General features: G+C 57.6%; 12 protein-coding genes. 4 read left to right on the plus strand and 8 right to left on the minus strand.

The features are described 5' to 3' along the window. Positions 1–78: 78 nt before the first annotated feature. The 3 genes from J3U88_RS17535 to J3U88_RS17545 form a co-directional block, all read right to left on the minus strand. Positions 79–1,344: an FG-GAP repeat domain-containing protein gene (locus J3U88_RS17535; RefSeq protein WP_207860233.1), complete on the minus strand. Its 1,266-nt coding sequence runs from the start codon at positions 1,342–1,344 to the stop codon at positions 79–81. A gap of 724 nt (positions 1,345–2,068) precedes the next feature. Next, the gene (locus J3U88_RS17540; RefSeq protein WP_207860234.1) at positions 2,069–5,488 is read right to left on the minus strand and encodes a sensor histidine kinase; all 3,420 of its coding nucleotides are present in this window, start codon (positions 5,486–5,488) and stop codon (positions 2,069–2,071) included. Positions 5,489–5,738: 250 nt separating this feature from the next. Further along, a complete protein-coding gene (locus tag J3U88_RS17545; protein ID WP_207860235.1) occupies positions 5,739–6,365 on the minus strand; it encodes a c-type cytochrome in 627 nt (208 codons plus the stop codon). A gap of 440 nt (positions 6,366–6,805) precedes the next feature. On the opposite strand from J3U88_RS17545, the gene J3U88_RS35045 reads away from it, so the two are divergent. Together J3U88_RS35045 and J3U88_RS17555 are read left to right on the plus strand one after the other, a co-directional pair. Next, positions 6,806–8,035, plus strand: a complete 1,230-nt coding sequence (locus J3U88_RS35045; protein ID WP_207860236.1) for a histidine kinase — start codon at positions 6,806–6,808, stop codon at positions 8,033–8,035. Then, positions 8,032–8,712, plus strand: coding sequence for a response regulator (locus tag J3U88_RS17555; protein ID WP_207860237.1), 681 nt, complete (start codon positions 8,032–8,034; stop codon positions 8,710–8,712). The genes J3U88_RS35045 and J3U88_RS17555 overlap by 4 nt, the downstream gene beginning before the upstream one ends. A 30-nt stretch (positions 8,713–8,742) precedes the next feature. Here the strand turns inward: J3U88_RS17555 and J3U88_RS17560 are convergent, their stop codons facing one another. The 4 genes from J3U88_RS17560 to J3U88_RS17575 are packed head-to-tail and all read right to left on the minus strand — an operon-like array spanning position 8,743 to position 12,896. After that, a complete protein-coding gene (locus tag J3U88_RS17560; RefSeq protein ID WP_207860238.1) occupies positions 8,743–9,594 on the minus strand; it encodes a DUF4198 domain-containing protein in 852 nt (283 codons plus the stop codon). Further along, on the minus strand, positions 9,591–10,082 hold the full coding sequence (locus tag J3U88_RS17565) for a DUF2271 domain-containing protein (protein WP_207860239.1): 492 nt from the start codon (positions 10,080–10,082) through the stop codon (positions 9,591–9,593). Before J3U88_RS17565 ends, J3U88_RS17560 begins: the two co-directional genes overlap by 4 nt. Before the next feature lie 19 nt (positions 10,083–10,101). Further along, positions 10,102–10,800 carry a PepSY-associated TM helix domain-containing protein gene (locus J3U88_RS17570; protein WP_207860240.1) on the minus strand — a complete coding sequence of 233 codons (699 nt, stop codon included), beginning with the start codon at positions 10,798–10,800 and terminating at the stop codon, positions 10,102–10,104. Positions 10,801–10,802: 2 nt separating this feature from the next. Continuing rightward, positions 10,803–12,896, minus strand: coding sequence for a TonB-dependent receptor domain-containing protein (locus J3U88_RS17575; protein WP_207860241.1), 2,094 nt, complete (start codon positions 12,894–12,896; stop codon positions 10,803–10,805). A 372-nt stretch (positions 12,897–13,268) separates the two neighbouring features. Here J3U88_RS17575 and J3U88_RS35050 point away from each other — a divergent pair, with 372 nt between their 5' ends. Together J3U88_RS35050 and J3U88_RS17585 are read left to right on the plus strand one after the other, a co-directional pair. Further along, entirely contained in the window at positions 13,269–14,255 is a 987-nt protein-coding gene (locus J3U88_RS35050) for a tetratricopeptide repeat protein (RefSeq protein ID WP_207860242.1), read from the plus strand. Positions 14,256–14,278: 23 nt separating this feature from the next. Continuing rightward, positions 14,279–15,793, plus strand: a complete 1,515-nt coding sequence (locus J3U88_RS17585) for a carotenoid oxygenase family protein (RefSeq protein WP_207860243.1) — start codon at positions 14,279–14,281, stop codon at positions 15,791–15,793. A gap of 50 nt (positions 15,794–15,843) precedes the next feature. On the opposite strand, the gene J3U88_RS17590 is transcribed toward J3U88_RS17585, so the two are convergent. After that, complete coding sequence (locus J3U88_RS17590) at positions 15,844–18,087, minus strand: alkaline phosphatase D family protein (RefSeq protein WP_207860244.1); 2,244 nt, start codon at positions 18,085–18,087, stop codon at positions 15,844–15,846. Positions 18,088–18,402 lie beyond the last annotated feature (315 nt).

Consider the following 18,402-nt stretch of genomic DNA (forward strand, 5'->3'; position numbering starts at 1 on the left):
GTGCCGGGTGGACTACAAAATCAAGCATCTGAAACGCGCCGGGATGGGACTTTCCGTGCCTCTCCCGGCTCGTGCGTGCTAACGGCGGTAGTGGCGTTTGAAGAAGGATTGCGCCATCAGCGGCACCACGTCGGCGTTGGCGGGTGCAACCGAAATGACCTTTACCTTTTCGCGGATCATGGGCATAAACTCGCCCGTGCTGGGACGGTAAACCGCGTGATCGGCCAAACCGTCGCCGTTGTAATCGGCGGGTACCTCAATGTCATTGGGTTGCGTGGCGAAGTTTTGCAAGCGCAGGCTGCCGTTGCGGCTGCGAATAATCCAGGCGCCCAACTGCTCCTCGGTGACGCGGCGGATCGCGATATCGGTGGTGCCGTCGCCGTCGTAGTCGGCCGGCGCAATTTTGTCGGAATCCTGCATGCTGAAAGGGAACCGCGCCAACTGGGTTTCCCCGTAAAATTCGTGGATGGTCCAGCGGTTGTTGCGCAATTGTTTGACCGCCACATCCACCGTGCCGTTGCCGTTGAAATCGCCCACGAGTGGGATGTCGTCGTCGTAACCGCTAAAGGACAACGAATCCACGCTGTCGTTGTTGAGCGAACGCGTAAACCAAACACCGCGGCTTTTTTCATCATAGGAAGGCACAAAGCGATGGATGATTAAGTCGTCCAGCCCGTCCCCGTCCACATCGCCCACGAACGGGGTGTCTGTTCCCCGTTCTCCGAATTGGCACTGGACCGGATGGCTGTAGCCGGTCATGGAGGTGTAAATGGACCAGTCGCCGGTCGCGGGATTCCATACGGCGATATCGGCGCGGTTGTCGTGGTCAAATCGGCCGACGAGTGGCACCGAGTTGGCGGGCATGCCGTCGAAGAAGAGATAGGTGGCCTCATTTTGACGATTCAGGTAGTAAAAGCTGTTGCCCTCGCGAAACGAGAAATCGGCTGTTCCGTCGCCGTCGAAGTCGCCGGGGGTATAGGCGGCAACGACACGAACCACAAAAGAAAGGGTGGTTGGGTTGCCTTTTGGATCGGTGAACACCAAAGAAATGGGCGTGTCGCCGAGCGCGTCCGGTTTTGCTTGACCCTGCAACACATAGGTGTGTGAACCTTTGGCTGCGGTGGTGTCGTTGTAGGTGAACGTCATCCAAGACGGCATGGTGGCTTGGAACAAACGCGGCTTTTCGTTACCGCGATGCTTAATTTCGAATTCCCAAAAAAAGGTTGCGGCTTCACCAAGGACCAGCGGGTGTCCCGGGGGCGGCGGGTCGACCTTAAGTGTTTTTCCTGCTGTTAAAACCAATGAACAGATACTAAAGGCAATCATCAATGTGAATGGTTTCATGTTATCTCCTTGTTGAGGTGCTCGCTGAGAGTGTTTACCCTAAGAAGCGCGATAAGAGCGTGGGGTTTTCGCTAAAGATCTGGAGCGAAATGGCTTGAGAAAAGCGGGCCGGGGTCGCGCACGACGCGCACCCGTTGGGTGCGGTGAGCATTTTTGCAGGCCGTTGTAGCCCAGAGGTTTAGCCAAAATCGCCGCGAGTTAGCGCGCTTCTTAGGTTTAAGCCTATGTGTGTGTTTCCGGTTTGGCGTTTGTCTGGTTTGGTTAATGAAATCTCACAAGATGAAGGAGGAATGATTGATGGATGAAAGCCGATTATTCCAAGCTTGTTATGGAGCGGATTGCCCGTGAGTGCAGCTCGAGCCGGTGTTGATGACCCAATCCTGGAACGACGGAAGGGGTCCCCATTGCGCATGACGCACAAGGGTGCACCTAACGAAGGGAAAGGCAGGCCGCGTAAGGCTGGAATTCGTAGGCATCATCAGGAAATTTTTGTGTATTGAAGGACTTACTTCTTAATGCCGTAAAATCTGAGAAAATGTGTCAAAAAAGATCATTTTTTTTAGAATTACTTGGTGGGAATTCAAGAAGGTTTTTCTAAGTTCTTTATATTGAGCCGATCCCATTGCCCACGAGGATAGGTCGCGAGGAGTTACCCTTGTGAGAAATGCGGGCTGGGAGGTTCTCTCAGATTGGGGCTTGGAGGATGACCCGGTGTAGGGTCGTTTTATTTGCCTGGGTTCAGGGGGAAGATGAGGCGCATCAGTGTGCCTTTTTCCGTTGGCAGGTATTCCAGTTGACCACTCATTTCGCGCATCGCGTTGGCCGCGAAATGCAAGCCGAAGCCGCGCGCTTGTTCCTTGGTGGTGAAGCCGTTCTGGAAAATTGAGGTCCTGTCCTCGTAGCTGATGCCCGGCCCGTTGTCGTAAACGTCGAGAAAAATGAAATCCGGTTCGGCGGGGTAGAGGCGCAGGCGTAATTCTTTTTCGCAAACTTGATGGCGCATGGCTTCACAACTGTTGTTGATTAAGTGGCGCAGCACGTGGAGCAGCTTGGTTTTGGCGACCGTGACCCGCGGATGAATCAGGTATTCGCGGCGCACCTCAATGTGGGGCTCCTCCATCATGGGCGAGGTGATGCGCAGAACGTCTTCGATCAGCGGCACCAACTCTTCCGATTGCGAGAAATCCTCGGTGCCGGCGTACCGCTCCTGGGCTTGCACAATGCCTTTGATGAGTTCGATTTGGTTTTCCAGCACCAGCAACTCCTCACGCACCGTGTTTTGCATGCTGACCAGGTTGCCGTGGTATTGGTTGAGCGCTAGGGGAATGGCTTTGCCGTGGGGACTTTTATTCGCGATCTCGTCCAACAAGACTTGGTTGCCGTTGATGAGTTCGTTCACGCGTCCAAGCACATCGGGGCGCAAATCATTGATTTCCTCGCCAATCTGCGCCGCGCTGGTGTTGATGGAATTCAGCGCATTACCCAAGTTGTGCAAAACATCGGTGGCGATTTCCGCCATACCCGCTTGAATGGCGGTTTCGATCACCTGGTGTTGTGCTTTCTTCAGTTCCTCCGCCGTTTTGGCGAGATTTTGGTTGGCCTCGGCCAGGGAAAAGGTACGTTGCTGAACCCGTTGTTCTAGATTTCGGCGGTTTTTTTCCGCCTCAAAATAGCGCCAGACCAAAAAGGAAAACAAGAACACCAGGAGGGTGACCGTCACCCGGGTGCTGCTCCAAAACGGGGGCACCACATGCACCTTCAGTTCAACGCCTTCCGTGCTCCAAACACCCGACGCGTTGCTGCCCATGGCTCGAAACACGTAGCGGCCGGGGTCGAGGTTGGTGTAGGTGGCCGCGTTCACATGTTCCGCTTCGATCCAGTCCGCATCGAACCCCTCGAGTTTGTAGCGGTAATTGTTGCGACCTGGATTGACGAAATCCATCGCTGAAAATTCAAAGGTCACCATGTTTTGGTTGGGTTGCAGGGCGATCTCTTTGATTTCGTAAGGGGGTTTGCTCAGGGCGAGTGGCCGGTTAAACACCGTGATGTCGGTTAGCAGAATGCGCGGTACTTGGCGTTCGGTCGAGATCTGCTCGGGACGAAACACGTTAAAGCCGTTGCGGCCGCCGAAGAACATATCCCCACTTTGACAGTAATAGCTGGAGCCTTGGACAAAAATGGTGCCCTGCAAGCCGTCGTGAACATCGAAGTGATGGTATTGCCGGGTGTCGGGATTGAGTTTGGTGATGCCCCGGGTGGTGCTTAGCCACAAGTTTTGTTCCGCGTCTTCCTGAATGCCGAAGATCACATTAAATTGCGGCCCCTTGGGATCGTGATAGCGTTCGAAGATACCTTGTTCGGCGTTTACCAGGCGGTTAAGCCCTTGGTGTGTGCCAATCCATAACCGGCCGCGACGGTCGTTGAGAAAGACATTAATCCGGTCCAATGAAAGGCTGCGCGGGTTGTGGGGTTGATGACGAAATTGCTGGAATTGATGGGTAGCGGGGTAATAGCGAATTAAGCCGTCGTCCGTGCCCAGCCACAGGCTCTTTTTCCCATCCTCGGTAATGGCAAACACCCGCCGAACCCGGGTTTGTGATTGGTGGTTTTGGTTGGGAAAGGCGTTGCTGAAGCGGTCTTTTTCCGGCACGTAGCGGTCGAGGCCGATATCGCCGCCGACCCACAGGGTGCCGCCCCGGTCCACATACATACTGCGTACCCGATAATGGCTCAGTCCGTGCTCCATCCCGTACCGTTTAAACTGCTTTTGGTTGGCGAGCAGGCGGTTGACCCCGCCGTTATAGGTGCCCACCCACAGCCGACCTTTTTGGTCGCTGGTAATGGCGCGGATGTTGTTGTCGCTCAGTGAATTGGGATCTCCCAGTTGGTGTTTGTAGTGCGTGAAGTGCTGGTTCTTGCGGTCGATGCGGTTGAGGCCCGCGGTAATGGTGCCCGCCCACAACTGTTTTTTGGCGTCGACGTGGAGCGCTGAAATCGAATTCCCGCTCAGGGTGTCCTCTTTTAAAAATTCACGCCGATAGTGGAAGAATTTCATGGCATTGAGGTTGACGTAATTGACGCCGCCGCCGTTGGTGCTGATCCAAAGCACGTTGGAACGGTCGAGGAACAGGTGTTCAATGCGGTTGTTGCTCAGACTTTGATTGTCGGCCGGGTTGTTGTGGAAATAATCGCGTTTTCCCGACTTCGGATCGAAGAGTACCAAACCGGAGCGGTACGTACCCAGCCATAACCGGCCTTCCCGATCAAACAAGATCGTGCGCAAATCGTTAAAATTAAGGCCCCTGCCCGAGGATTTACCAAAATAGTAACGGGTGATTTCCTTGGTTTCGGGATGGATGCGGTTGAGCCCGTTGCGGGTTGCCGCCCAAATGAACCCGTCATCGTCGATGATCAGTTTTTTGACAACCCCGTGGCTGAGACTTTTGGGGTCCTTGGGATCGTGGTCGAAATGTTGGATCCGCCCTTTGTCCGGGCTCAGATAGTTCAGGCCCGCGGAAGTCGCGAACCACATGCCGCCTTGCCGATCCTCCGCGATGGACCATACCCGATTGTGGCTGAGCCCGTTTGGATCCCCACCGCTGTGCTGGTATTGTTTCAAACGGCCGTTGCGGGGATCAAAGTGGAAGACCCCGGCGTCGAAGGTGCCCAGCCACAAGCTGCGTGACGACTTCAGGTAAATCGATTGAATGCGCTGGTCACGGATTTCCTTCGGCATGACCATGACGTCGTCCGGTAGGGCGAAGGATTCCCGTTCCGGGTTGAAATAAATGAGCCCGAACCCCCAGGTTCCCAACCAGAAGTGGCCCCTTTCCGTTGCTTTGAGAACACCCGCGTTGGTCGCGGGGAAGCTATCCGGTTGTTCCGGTCGGTGTTCATAGGCGCGCAATTCGTGGCCGTCGTAGCGGTTTAAGCCGACCTGGGTGGAGAACCATACAAACCCGAATGGGTCTTGGGCGACCGCGTAAACCACCGCATGGGAAAGTCCCTCATCCGGGGTGATTCGGTAGAAGCGGTACCGCGTGGGCTCCGCCGCGACCGGCGTTAGCCCAAGCAGGGCCAGACAGATAACCGCCAAGCAACTTCGCGGGGCAAAATTCTCCATGACGCACAAACAAGCATTCATGTGGGGGTACTCATCGAAAGGACGTGGATCGGGTTTCCGACACCCGCTTCGCCGAACGGTGCCGGAACCATCGGTCAGGGATGAAGACGAGGTGGTTAGCCTCGTTCGATGTGGGAAGTGATTCCCACTTCTTCTCCTTATCGAAACAAGTGTCTAAGAACCTGAATCCCGTGAAGAATACGGTCGCGCGAGGCAAAAAAAAAAGCGGAGCAAGGTGCTCCGCTTGTTGTTGGTTGTTCGTGGGGACGGCCTATTTCAGGGTTTTGATATAGGCGATGACGTCTTTCATGGCTTGCTCGTTGGCGAGGGTCATCGCCATGGGGGCCATTTGCATGCCGAACGTATCCTTGGGGTCCGCGCCGCGAACGCGATTTTTAAAGAGCTTGAGTTGTTGGAGTTGATACCAATCTTGTAAGCCGGTTAACTTGGGCGCATTGAGCGCTTTGTTGCCCTCGGCGTTGGCACCGTGGCAAGTCACACAAACCGCGTACAAGGATTTCCCTCTGGTCGCGTCACCGCCGGTCAGCGTGGGTTCAAGTTTTTTGGGCTTCAGGGTTTTGATGTAGGCGATCACATCTTGAATCGCTTGATCGTTGGTCAGCGTCATCGCCATGGGGCGCATTTGCATCCCGAAGGTGTCCTTGGGATTGCTGCCGCGCACACCCGATTTGAAATTTTTGAGTTGGCGCTCAAGGTACCAGTCCTCTTGACCGGCGATTTGTGGGGAATTGAGCGCTTTGTTACCCGCGCCGTCGGCACCGTGGCAGGTAATACAGGTAGTGTAAAGCGTTTTGCCTTTGGTGGCGTCGCCCGCCGCCCAGAGGGTGGCACCCGTCAGCATCAGCATACAGATCAACCCGAAAGTGAATCTTTTCATCGCTATCCTCTCTTGTGCATCCAGCCCGCACATGCGGGCTATCTTCCGTTGGTCCCCGTCGTCTGGGTGATTCTAACGACAATGGGGGCAAATGCAAAGCAAAGCTCTTGGTAAAACCCGGCAAAAAGTCGACTTTTGTGAACTTCGGTTCAGCAAGCCGGCTCGCTTTCCTCCTTCACGCGGTGCGCGCCCGCTTTCAGTGGCCGCTCTGGTTTGGTTGAAAAATAGGTAAGTTATTTGTTATTAATGATTTGTTGGATTGGACGGTTTCGCGCTCCGGTCTTTTGTGGTTGAGATTCAGAAGCGGTCAGCGCGGGTCGCCGGGCTTGATTCCGACCCTTGCCTTGTGGTGAACTCAGCAAAGACAATGCCGCCCGCTTTCGCTTTCATGGACAGTGCGACCCTTGCTGTTCCCTCGGACGGTGCCAAGGAGTGTTTCCGTGTCTGAATTACTGGGTATGGATCGCCTTCCACGCCGCATGGATGGTGCCGGTCTGATTGGCCTCGTGACCGTGGTGGTGTGTGTGCTCCTCACAAGTTATTGGGAAAACAACCACGGTCCCGCCGAGTTCTTCCTCTTCGCTTTGCTGGTTGTGACCCTGGCTGTTTTTGTTCAGCTTTCCCACATCTGGATGGGCCTGTTTCGCGATGAGCGCCTGGGGTTGGTCGTGCTTTACCTGGTGCAGGTCATCCTCTCCATGAAAGCGACCCATATCGAGTTTCTGGGCGACGACGCCGGCATGATTTGGGTGCTCAACATGCCGCTCATCGTGTTTATCTGCATGTTTCGTTTGCCCTTATGGCTGACGATCCTCGCCGTTGCCGGTTTGTTCGGTTCTTTTATGTTTGCGCACCTGACCGCACGCGGCCTCGTGCGGACCCAAAGGATGCTCGTTGAGCTGTTACCGCTCTACATCTTTATGACCGCCTTCGCCAAGGCGGTTGCCCGCGAAACCCGTTTGCGCCATGAGAAGGAACAGCTTGCTGAACAGTTGGAAGCCGCCAACCAACGGCTGCGCGCCTACGCTGTCGAGGCCGAGGCCTGGGCCGCCATGCGCGAACGCAACCGCCTTGCCCGCGACATTCACGATTCGCTGGGTCATTACCTCACCGCTGTCAACATGCAGGCTGCCGCCGCCGCGGCCGTATTGCCGACCAAGCCGGAGCAAAGCGCCGCCATGTTGTCCCAAATTCAGGACATGGCCAAACGCGGCTTGCGCGAGGTACGTGGGTCCGTCGCGGGCCTGCGCGAAGATCCCGTCACCGGCAAGTCACCCACCGAGTTTTTGACCGAGTTGGCCGAAATCACGCGCCGCCAAGGGGTGGTCGTGAACCTTTCCATCCAAGAGGGGATCCACGTCCTACCGCCCGTGCTAAACCAGGTGGTTTACCGTGCCGCCCAAGAGAGCTTGACCAATGTGCGTAAGTACGCCGATGCCGACACCGTATGGCTTGAGCTCCGGGCCGACGCCGCGACCTTGACCTTCACCTGCCGCGACAATGGGCGCGGTGCCGAAACCCTTTCCGGCGGCTTTGGTTTAACCGGCCTGCGCGAGCGCGCTAAAATGGTCGGCGGCGAGGTGCAGTTTGCCACCGCACCGGGCCAGGGTTTTACCGTCACTTTGTGTTGTCCGCTTGCGGAGACCGAGAGACAAGGAGAGGCGCCGTGATTCGCATCGTGCTGGTTGATGACCAACCCCTTTTTCGCGAGGGCCTTAAAACCCTCATTGGTTTGCAGGACGACATGACCGTGGTTGCCGAGGCCGCCGACGGCCGCCAAGCCGTTCTTTGTTGTGAGGCTGAGGCGCCCGACGTGGTGTTGATGGACATCAACATGCCGCAACTCAACGGCGTGGCCGCGACCCGACAGATTAAAGCGCGTTTTCCCAAGGTGCAGATCTTGATGCTGACCACCTTCGACGACAACGATTCTATTTTCGACGGCTTGCGCGCCGGTGCCGTCGGTTACCTGCTCAAGGACGCCGATTCAACCACACTGTTCGAAGCCGTGCGCTCCGCGGCGCGCGGCCAATCCGTGTTGGCGCCGTCTGTCGCCTCCAAGCTGATCAGTGAATACACCCGCCTGGCGCAAGCACCCGGCTCGGAGACGCCGGCGGCAACCGCGACGCCCGACCCGGCCCCGGCCCAGCCGGCTGTCGATCTTTCCAAACGGGAAATGGAAATTTTGCAACAGTTGGCCAAGGGTTCCGGCAACAAGGAAATCGGCGCGGCCTTGTTTATTGCCCAAGGCACGGTCAAGAACCATATCACCAATCTTTTTGCCAAGCTGGAGGTCAACAGCCGTTTGGCCGCCGTTACCAAGGCAAGAGAGTTGGGTTTGCTGTGAGGGTGGGCCGCTTTGCCTAAGGGGTCGTTGCTACATGGGAAAAACTTCCAGGGTGACGAAGAGGCTGTACCAGTGTTCCTGCATGCCGGAACCCGGGCGACCGGGGACCATCACTTCCGTTTGGAGCAGGTAGAAACCCGCCTCTGGAAACACCACCTCGAAGGTGCCGGTCGCGTCCGTTGTTGCTTCGATTTTGTCGCGTTGGTTGCGGTGTCGCGTACCGCCGCGCACCAACACCACCTCGGCCGGCTTGGCCAAGGGTTTGCCCGCGTGGAAAAGTTGGAAGGAAACCGCTTCCCCGACGAACAGGTCGTTGGGATGAGCGCTTCCCGCCAGTTCCAGCAGGTGGCCGGTGGGTTGGATCGCCGCGCGGTTGGCGTTGTTGCGGGTGACGAAGGTTTCTACCCGTGACGCCGTCGTTTTGCGCACCACCTTGGTGGCGCCCTCGGGAACCCGCGCCTCTTTTCCGAATGCCCGGCCGAAGGAACCGTCGGCTTTGGTGAAGGTCACCATCGGCGCCTCGTCGTGAACCAGGCTGATGCGGTAGGTTCCGTCCTGCTTGAGTTCCAAGTCACCGGCGGAAAACCGGCGGAACGACTGCAGCGCAAAACTTGGGTCTTTGCTACCGTCCGGCAGAATCACCGTGGTTTCCATACGGTCGAAATAAGCTTTGAGGCTGGGCGGAACCCAGCCCTTGCCGTTATCGCCGAGGGGTCGGTCGGGGTGGAACACGTCATTGGAAATGCTGGCCGTGAGCGAAACGCTTTTGGTTTTTTCACCCGACAGAATCGTGTGGCTCGGCACGATAAAACGGTCGTGTGCGAACCCGACACAGGTGGTTAAGGCGAGGAACAGCAGGCTCATGCGGGATACAAGGTTCATGATTTGGCTCCGTGAATATGAATCTGGATCTTGCCCAACTCGTTTTTTCCTTCGAGCTGGTAGTGTTGTGATGCGCCGCCGATGGTTATTTTTTGGCGCATGAACTCGCGGCCGCCTTCCTCGCGGGCCGCTTCAAAATTGAGGAAATAGTCACCGGGCGGGACCGCTTTACCGTCCGCGTCGCGACCATCCCAGGTGATGCGGTGCGTGCCCGCCTTGCGGGTTGCACCCGTGACGCCGTCGTAACGGGCGCTGTCGGCGCGGCCCAACTTGCGCCACCACTGGCGCATATCTTTTAGCCAGGTGTCTTCTTCGTACCAAACCTCAATCGTGTGAACGCCCTGGCGGTCCGGGCTTTCCAACCAGATCGCGACGTAGGGGCGGAAATAAGGACTTACATCCAGTTTGGGCAACTCGATGTGCATGGTGGCGGTTGGCATGGCGGCCGGTCCGGCCCAGCACAGGAAAAAGCAAAAAAGGCCTGTCATTGTGACATCTCCTTGGAAATTAGGCGCCGACCGAGGGCACCCACAAAACGTAAATCAACACCGGAAGCAGGGTCCCCGCCACAACCAACCACAATCCGGTGACGCGCCACTTGGCTTGCTGAAACAGGATCACCAGACCCGTGAGCGCCGAAAAGCCGATGATCAAGGCGGAGAGGTCGATCACCCACGACCAAACCGGGCCGCTGTGCCGCCCTTTGTGCAAATCGTTGAGGATTGCGATCACCGTGCCCTGTTGGAACTCGACTTCTACCAAGCCGTCCTCGATAAAAACCGTGGCAAAGGCATAACCCGCCGGCACCGCGTAATCAAAGGTCCATTCGCCCAGATCACGGTCTAACGAAATGGTGCGCGGTTCCACCAGCCCGGTGCGTGCCTCGATAAAGGCAAGCAGACCGGGCGGTGGTGTATCCGGCATGGCGCGCAGGGCGAGCGCGGTTTTCGCCGGCAAGCTGTGTTCTTCCCGCCAATGGTGGCCGCGGCTTTCGAACCAGTCGAGGTGGTTCAGCAAGATCCCCGTCACGCAGAAAAACAGCAGCAGCGTCAATGCCAAGGTCGAGATCAGCACATGCAGCCAACGGCACCAGGCGAAGATGCGCCGCCAAAGCGCCGTTTTGGTCCAATCCCAAACGGCACTCGGCTTGCGCTTTGCTCGGCGACCGAGGTCCTGCATTTGCGAACGCGGGGTGCTGCCGATCATGGTTAAAACGAATAAGCCAAGGTGGCTTTGATATTGCGCCCCGGCTCGTAGTCTTGCAAATAGAGTTCCCCAAAACGCGGGTGGAAGGAGACGCCGGTCCGCGACGATTGCGATGCGTAGAATCGATCAAATACATTGTCAATCCCGAGGGTTAACGCCAATCCCGGCAGGTTTTTGGGCGACCAACGTCCTGAAAGATTGTGGACCGCGTAGGCCTTTTTGCTGTTGTCGAGGGTGGGGCCGTCCAGGTCAGGCGCCGCGTCGACACCGGCCACATAAAGGCTGTCCCAGTGCAGTTTGAGCGCGGTATTCGGCACCAGAACACCCAGTTCCAATGCGATGGTATCGCCCTGGGTACGGTCGAGTCGGACCCCGTCCAATTCGGCGTAGCTGTCGAAGGCGTCCAGGTCGCTTTGCGCGGTATCGAAGGAAAGCAAGGCGTCCCAGATTTTGGTCTGGAAACCAAGCGTGAATTCGCCGCCGTCCAATCGCATATCGCCGATGTTGTCTTTCCAGTATCGGCCGACGGGGTTGGGGGCGTAGTCGTAGATGTAGTCGCTAAGGGTGGTTTGGAACAGGGTCAAACCCACCGTAAAGCCGGTGCTTTCGCCAAGGCTGGTGGTGTAATTAAAGCCGATTTCCGTGTTGAGCCCTGTTTCGGCGTCGATTTCGTTGTTGGCCGTTTCGTACAAGCCGGCGCCGACAAACACCTCGCCGATTTCCGGTGCTTTGAACACCTGGGTGCCGCTGAGACGCCAGGCGAAGGCCTCGTTGACTTGGTGGTGGAAGGCGATGGCGGCGGAAACCCCGTCGAAACCTTCGTCGACCAAGGTTGCGCCCACATCCGCGTGGTCGTAGCGCAAGCCGGGGACCAAGGCCATTCCGTTTTGAAATTCAATCCGGTCTTCTACAAACAGGCTGGTTTGGGTCAGTTCCTCATCCGACCGTTCGTCGGCGTCGGTGCGGTATGCCGTATCGTATTGGTTGTGGCTCACCCCGTAGGTGAGGTTGTGGTTGATCGCGCCCTCAAGTGCCGTGCGGGCGGTGATCCGCAAACCCGTGTTAAGGGCTTCGCCGCGAACATCCGTCGCGCCGCCGAATACCGCGGCCACCCCGGACTCATCACGCACCAGTTCGCTTTGGTTGCGGTACAGCGTTGATTCAATACGGGTGTTGTCGCCGACCACCAACTGATGGTTCAGCGCGATGGTATCGCGGGAAAACTCGGTGGGATAAACCAGCGGCAGGCCGAGGTTGTCGGCGATGGCGATATCGGTCGCCAAACCCATGTCGGGCCGATAGCTGTAATCGCCTTCGTCACGGTACTGCTCGAACGAAACCTCGAAGCGCTGTTCGGGGGAGGGTTCCCAGCCGAACTTAAACAAGGCGTTGCCGAGCTCACCGGCTAGGCCGCGCACCGTGCCGTCTGTACCGGGCACGGTTTCGCCTGCCGCGTTGCGAATGGTATCGCCGCCGACGCTGAAATTGTCGCGGTCCACATAGTGATAGTAGGCGAGGAAATCGAATCCCTGTTGGCCGCGGCCGTAGGCCGCCGCGGTGGCGCCCGCCCGTTCGTTATCGGCGAGGTGGGTTTGAACCCGTGCACCGAAGGACTGGCCGGGTTTCAGCAAGTCGGCGGCGTCTTTGGTTTCCATCTGAACCGAACCGCCCAGGCCGCCGTGAATAACCGAACCCGCGCCGACTTCAATGTCCACCGCCTTAAGGATGTCGGCGTGGATCTGCAAGTTGCCCATATGGTGGTACATGTAGGAATTCTGTTGGGCGCCGTCGATGGCGATGTGTAGGTCGCGGTCGCCCAAGCTGCGAATGGTGATGCGCTGGTTCAGCGAGTGTGCGCCGCCGACATCCACGCCTGGCACGGTGCGCAACAGGTCACTGATATGGTCGGGTTGTTTGATCGCCACCACTTGGTCGTCGAATTTGACGGAGGAAATGCGAACCTCCGTCGCCCAGACCGTTAGGTTCTCTTCAACCGTGGTGCCTTGGTCGTCGGTGGTGGGGTTCGCTGTTTGGGCCGTGAGTGACAGGGGAATCAAGAAACAGGCGAGCCAAAGGGCGCGCTGAAAGTGGGTCATGGTGCCTTCTTGCGTCTGGCTTGCGGCCGAGAGGGAGGGGAGCGAGGGGCCGGAAGCGGGATGGGTCGCGACGCGGTCGATTGTAGCTAGGTGTAAATTGAAATTCAATCTCAATTTAAACAAATGCCCCAATGACGCCTCTAATTGTGTGCGAAATGCGCTTTTTTGACTTTGTAGCCAGCGTTTATGGTCGGTGTTTGCGCCTCCTGCGTCGTCACCAGCATGATCTGGTCTATGGACTAGGACTTTTTTCCTAGTTCCGTTCGTGACCTTTTCGTGACCGTCGGCCTACTGACCCATCGCCTTTCAGAACCTATCTTTAGGGGTAACAGAACGGACGATGCCGCGCACGGCGGTTTCAGGAGGTGACCCGTGTTTCATGTAAAAGGATTTGCTTGGATGCTGCCCTTGGTTTTGGTGTGGACCGCCTGGTTCGGGTTGGTGGCGCAAGCCGAGGACACCGCTTGGCAGGCGATTGAGGATCAAATCATTTATGATCCCCAGGCCGCGCTCCAGGCTTTAAGCAAGGTCGAGAAAGACCACGAGCCCGCTCGTGTTTTGTTCCTGCGCAGCCAGGCCTTGCTTAAGATGGGACTTGCCAAGCAAGCCATTGGCGCCGCCCGCGAGGCCGTGGGTTTGGATGCCGGTGTTAGCAGGTACCACACCCAATACGCCAAAGCTTTGCTGCGCCGGATTTCCAGCGAAACCATGTTCGCCATGACCAATACCGGTCGCTTTTTGAAGGCCCTGGACAAAGCCATTGAATTGGATCCCAAGGATCCCGAACCGCGCTTGTACAAAACGCTGTTTTTGTTGAATGCACCCGCCATTGCCGGGGGCAGCCGCGCCAAAGCCGAGGCCGAGGCGGCCAAGTTGGCCGAGGTGAGTGAAGCCTATGGGTTGCTTGCCCAATTGCAATTCCTGCGGGCCGACAAGAAATCGGCCGAGGCTCAGCCGCTTCACGAGCGCTTGGTCTCGCTGGACCCCGACAACATCGCCTTCGCCTTTGGTTACGCCCAATACCTGCGCCGTGCCGAACAAATCGATGCCGCGCTGGCCTTTACCGAGAACAAGCTCGCCGCCCATCCCGACGCCATGCGGTTGGTGTTCGCCCGTGCCGTGGCGCAAATTCACGGGGAGCGCGACCTTGCCGCCGGGATCGCGGGTTTGCAGCGCTACTTGCGCGATCAAAAACCCTTCGCCGTCGGCCCGCCGCCCGCCAACGCCTGGTACTGGATCGGCGTGGCCCACCAAAAAGCCGGCCAAACCAAAGAAGCGCGCGAAGCTTTCGAAAAAACCTTGGCCGAGAATCCCAAACACCGTGCCGCTGCAAAACGACTCGCCGAGTTGAACGGTTAACCCGGTCGTTCCAGGAGGGAATCATGAAATCGTCCGTCTCTTTGAATCGTCGTCAGTTTCTTTCGTTGGGTGCCGGGCTCGCCGCCCTCGGTTTGGCGCCGGCCGGGTTTGCCGCAAAAAACCAAACCGGCGACGCCGCGCGGCTCCACAAGGCGACCCGCCAAAACGCCGGCCGTGTCGGTCGCAAGCGGATCACCCAGATAGAGGGTTCCATTCCCAAGGCATTAAACGGCAGCGTCTACCGCGTTGCGCCCGGCCTCAATAACAAGTTCGGCAAACCACTGCGCCATTACTTTGACGGCGACGCCTTTCTCAGCGCCTTCCACTTCGAAAACGGTCACTGCACCCACCACGCCGATTACCTGGCCACCCGGGAACGGATCGCCGAACAAAAAGCCCAAAAAATGCTGTACCACGAGTTCGGCACCGCCGCGCCCATGCCCGAGGACCCGTACGCCGATCCGCCCGCTTTCAAGAACGTGCCGAACGTCAATGTCATGCACCACGACGGCAGACTTTTGGCGTTGAGTGAAGGCGGCGCGCCCATCGCCGTGGATCCCCAAACCCTTGCGGTCCAGGGCGAATGGCGTTTCAAAGGCACTTTGCCACGGATGGCCTCGTTCACCGCCCACCCCAAATTTGACCATCGCAGCGGCGAAGGTTTCGCATTTGGTATTTATCAGGGGGATCCTTTGGCGCTGGTCGCGTTCCGCATGGAAACCGACGGGCGCTTGAAGGAATTACACCGCGTGCCGCTGCCATACTACGCCATGATCCACGATTTCTCGCTGACCGATCAGTACATGGTGTTCAGTGTGCCCCCGCTGTACATCGACATTGCCAAGCTGTTCCAAGGTAGCGCGAGCTGCATCGCTGAAACCCTGACCTTTGCTGAAAAAACACCGGTTAAGTACCTGGTCCTGCGTCGCGACGGCACCGGTGAACCCATCTGGATCGAGGACCAACCCGGCATGGTGTTCCACAACGGCAACGCCCGTGAGGTGGACGGAAGCATTGTGATGGACAGCATTGCCACCCCGGATGATTCCGTCATGAAATTGCTTTACAGCGCCGCCAAGAATCGTTTGCCGGAATACACCCAAAACCAGTTGATGCGCCTGCGGCTCGACCTCGTCAACAAAGGCGTGACGCGCCGCGACATCATCACACGCGGTTTCGAGTTTCCGCGTTTCGACGACCGCCGTGTCGCCGGCGACACCAGGTACTTATACGGATGCGGCGACCACGCCGTCAACCACATGCTGGCCGGTCGCCTTCATGCTATTGATTTGCATCGCGGTGCCGTCAAAACCGAGGCCTACCAACCCCACCAAGCCTTGGAGGAAGCGGTTTTCGTCCCGCGCGCCGCGAAAGGAGCGGAAAACGACGGCTGGCTGTTGCTCCAGGGTTACGACGGCCGGCGCAACGAAAACTTCTTCGACATCCGCGACGCCGCATCGCTCAAACGCCAGGCCCGCCTGTGGCTCGGCACCCACTTCCCACTGGGCTTCCACGGCAACTTCGTCCCCGCCGGCTAGCTCTGGTTCAAGCGAAAAGGCGGCACCGCGCGAACGGAGCCGCCTTTTGCTTAGAAGATCTCTTCCAGGTCCGTGCCGATGGCGCGGAACTGTTTGGTTTGGAACTTGGCGGGCAGGGTATCGTCCGCGTATTGGTTGGTGAACACCTCGGCCTCGTCCAAATGGTAGAAGGTGTTGGTCAAATCGGTGTCGTTGACCTCGATCACGCTGAAACCATTGACGCCGGAACGGGTGTAACGCATTTGTTTCTCGCCCGTTTCCTCATTGATGACCGGGCTGGCATCGATCATTAAGGCTTCCATGTTTTCGACGAAAACAGCGGCACCGGGAATCGCGTCAAAGGGCGGACCTTGAACCACGGAACGCATAAAGCTTTTAAAGGAGGATGAGGAAATTCCGGCCGCGGTGAACTCGAACACACCGTTGCCGTGGTTGGCCGCGTGGGCGTTGTGAATGTCGCCCGCGATCATCACCGTGTTGCCGATACCACCCGCGGCCAAGGTGCCCAGGAAGGTCGCGCGTTTGTTGGGACAGCCGTCCCACTGGTCAATGTTTAGATAGAAGTTTTGGCGGAACTGGTCGGGCAGGAAATCGATGGTCGAAAGGTCGAGGTTCATCGATGTCATTGAGGTTGAATTGCCGATCACGCGCCACGTGGTTGTGGATTGGCTCAGTCGGCCCAGTAACCAGTTTTCTTGGTCCGCGCCCCAGACGTTTTCGCTCTGACCTTGGGTTAATTGGAACAATAAACCGGCGTACAAATCAAAGGCGGACTTGACCACGAAATAGCGAGAACCCAAGCCGGAAGGCGAGAAGAAGTCCGCTTTGCCCAGCATGAAATAGGCGAAACCAACCGGCAGGCCTTCTTCCTGAATCAAGGGCAGCGGTTGTGGGGAAACCTCGTTGAAGGCGGTCAGCATGGCGTTGGCGACGAAGGTTGCGATGTTGCCCTGAATGGTGCCGACGGCGCGTTGCTGCGCTTCCGCCTCACCCAAGCCGCCGCCGATCAACTGCTGGATCAGCACGCCGGTCAGCACTTGCTTGTAGGGTGCCAAATTGGGATCGTCGATGTTGACATAAGGGAAGAAGTTTTGCGCGACGGCTTCGAAAGGAACACCTTGCGCCGCAAAGACACCGGTCAAAGTTGCTTGGTCGGCAACCACGGTGCCGGGGAACGCGTCCTCGGGAATGATGTGGTCGGGACGGTAGGTGCGGTAGTCGGTGACCAGTAGGTGCAGGTTGCTGCCAAACTGGAAGTCACGGTAGATGCGGGTATTGGGGTACAAGGCTTCGTCGCCGACGATCAATTCGCCGTCCCCGTTGAGACCATAATCGGCGGGCATGTATTCGGCCCAAACCCGTTCCGAATTACGCTTGCGGTCCACATCGCTTTCATCCAAAACAGCGTTGAAGTAGGTACCGGTCACACCCCAGGAATCGTTGCTGAATTCGTGGTCGTCCCAAATACAAATCATCGGGAATTGCTCGTGCACTGCTTGGAGCGCGGGGTCGGCGCGGTAGGTCTTGTAAAGGTCGCGGTAGTTGCTAATCGAACGGGCTGCCAAGGTCGATGCGTCCACGGGAATCGCGGTTTGGGGTTCGCTGAAGCTGATCACACGGCCGCCCAGGTCGTCGGGCGCATCGAACTGGCCGGTGGTTTCGTAGATGTAATCACCCAGGTGCACCACAAAATCCACATCGCCGATGGTCGACAGGTACTGCAAGGTGTTGTACCAACGGCCGCGGTAATCCTGGCAAGACATAAAGGCGAATTTGACGTCAGCGTTGTCTTCCGGGGCGGGCGCCGTTTTGGTGCGGCCGGTGCGCGAGGCCAAGGTGTCGGTGCCGTTGTCAAATTGGAAACGGTAGTAATAGGTGGTGCCGGGGCTTAACGCGCCCAATTTCAACTTGGCCACATGGTCGAATTCCGGCATCGCTTCCAATTCGATTTCGGCGATGATGTTGGTGAGTTCGGCGTCCATGGCGACCAACAAGGTCAGTGGCACCGCCTCGGTCGGCGCGGCCGCATTGACGGCCCGTGTCCAAAAAATGACGCTGTCTTGGCGGGGATCGCCGGTCGCCACCGATTGCGGAAACGATTCGGGGCTGACCACGCCCTCCGGTGGGCTGGGCGGGTCGGGATCGGGTGTGGTCGGGGTATCGTCGTCATCGTCGCTGCAGGCCGTTAGCAGACCGACGGTGAGCATGCCCTGTGTGGTTAATTTCACAAACTGGCGACGGTTCATCGCGTGGGGGTTCCGGCTCGGTTCGGAACGGTGGTCATCGCGAGACATGGAAGGCTCCTTGGTTCTAATTCAAGGCAATCCCGCCGGCTCAAGGGACGGGTTGCACGAAAAACGCGGGTGGCGCGCGGAGGACAGGGCTGTATCACCTAGGACCGGGTCGCCGGGGCCTCTCCCCATCATAAACGCAGCCCTAGCGGCGCGCGTATGACCTAACGGTTAAAGACCGACCTCTCGCCTGTACCTCTTTTGAGTGGTTCCTCATTTTCAATGCCGTACTTTAACAAGAAGTAGGGCCGTCGCCGGTAATTAATTGGTCTGACCGGTGAGATTTTCACAGGCGGATCTGCTTTCGCGGGTTTAGCC

The organism is Acanthopleuribacter pedis, assembly GCF_017377855.1.
GTDB classification, from domain to species: domain Bacteria; phylum Acidobacteriota; class Holophagae; order Acanthopleuribacterales; family Acanthopleuribacteraceae; genus Acanthopleuribacter; species Acanthopleuribacter pedis.

Coding starts and splice junctions, on each gene's coding strand:
- J3U88_RS17535 (WP_207860233.1), bottom strand. CDS start 1,344: ATGAAACCATTCACATTGATGATTGCCTTTAGTATCTGTTCATTGGTT.
- J3U88_RS17540 (WP_207860234.1), bottom strand. CDS start 5,488: ATGAATGCTTGTTTGTGCGTCATGGAGAATTTTGCCCCGCGAAGTTGC.
- J3U88_RS17545 (WP_207860235.1), bottom strand. CDS start 6,365: ATGAAAAGATTCACTTTCGGGTTGATCTGTATGCTGATGCTGACGGGT.
- J3U88_RS17560 (WP_207860238.1), bottom strand. CDS start 9,594: ATGAACCTTGTATCCCGCATGAGCCTGCTGTTCCTCGCCTTAACCACC.
- J3U88_RS17565 (WP_207860239.1), bottom strand. CDS start 10,082: ATGACAGGCCTTTTTTGCTTTTTCCTGTGCTGGGCCGGACCGGCCGCC.
- J3U88_RS17570 (WP_207860240.1), bottom strand. CDS start 10,800: ATGATCGGCAGCACCCCGCGTTCGCAAATGCAGGACCTCGGTCGCCGA.
- J3U88_RS17575 (WP_207860241.1), bottom strand. CDS start 12,896: ATGACCCACTTTCAGCGCGCCCTTTGGCTCGCCTGTTTCTTGATTCCC.
- J3U88_RS17585 (WP_207860243.1), top strand. CDS start 14,279: ATGAAATCGTCCGTCTCTTTGAATCGTCGTCAGTTTCTTTCGTTGGGT.
- J3U88_RS17590 (WP_207860244.1), bottom strand. CDS start 18,087: ATGTCTCGCGATGACCACCGTTCCGAACCGAGCCGGAACCCCCACGCG.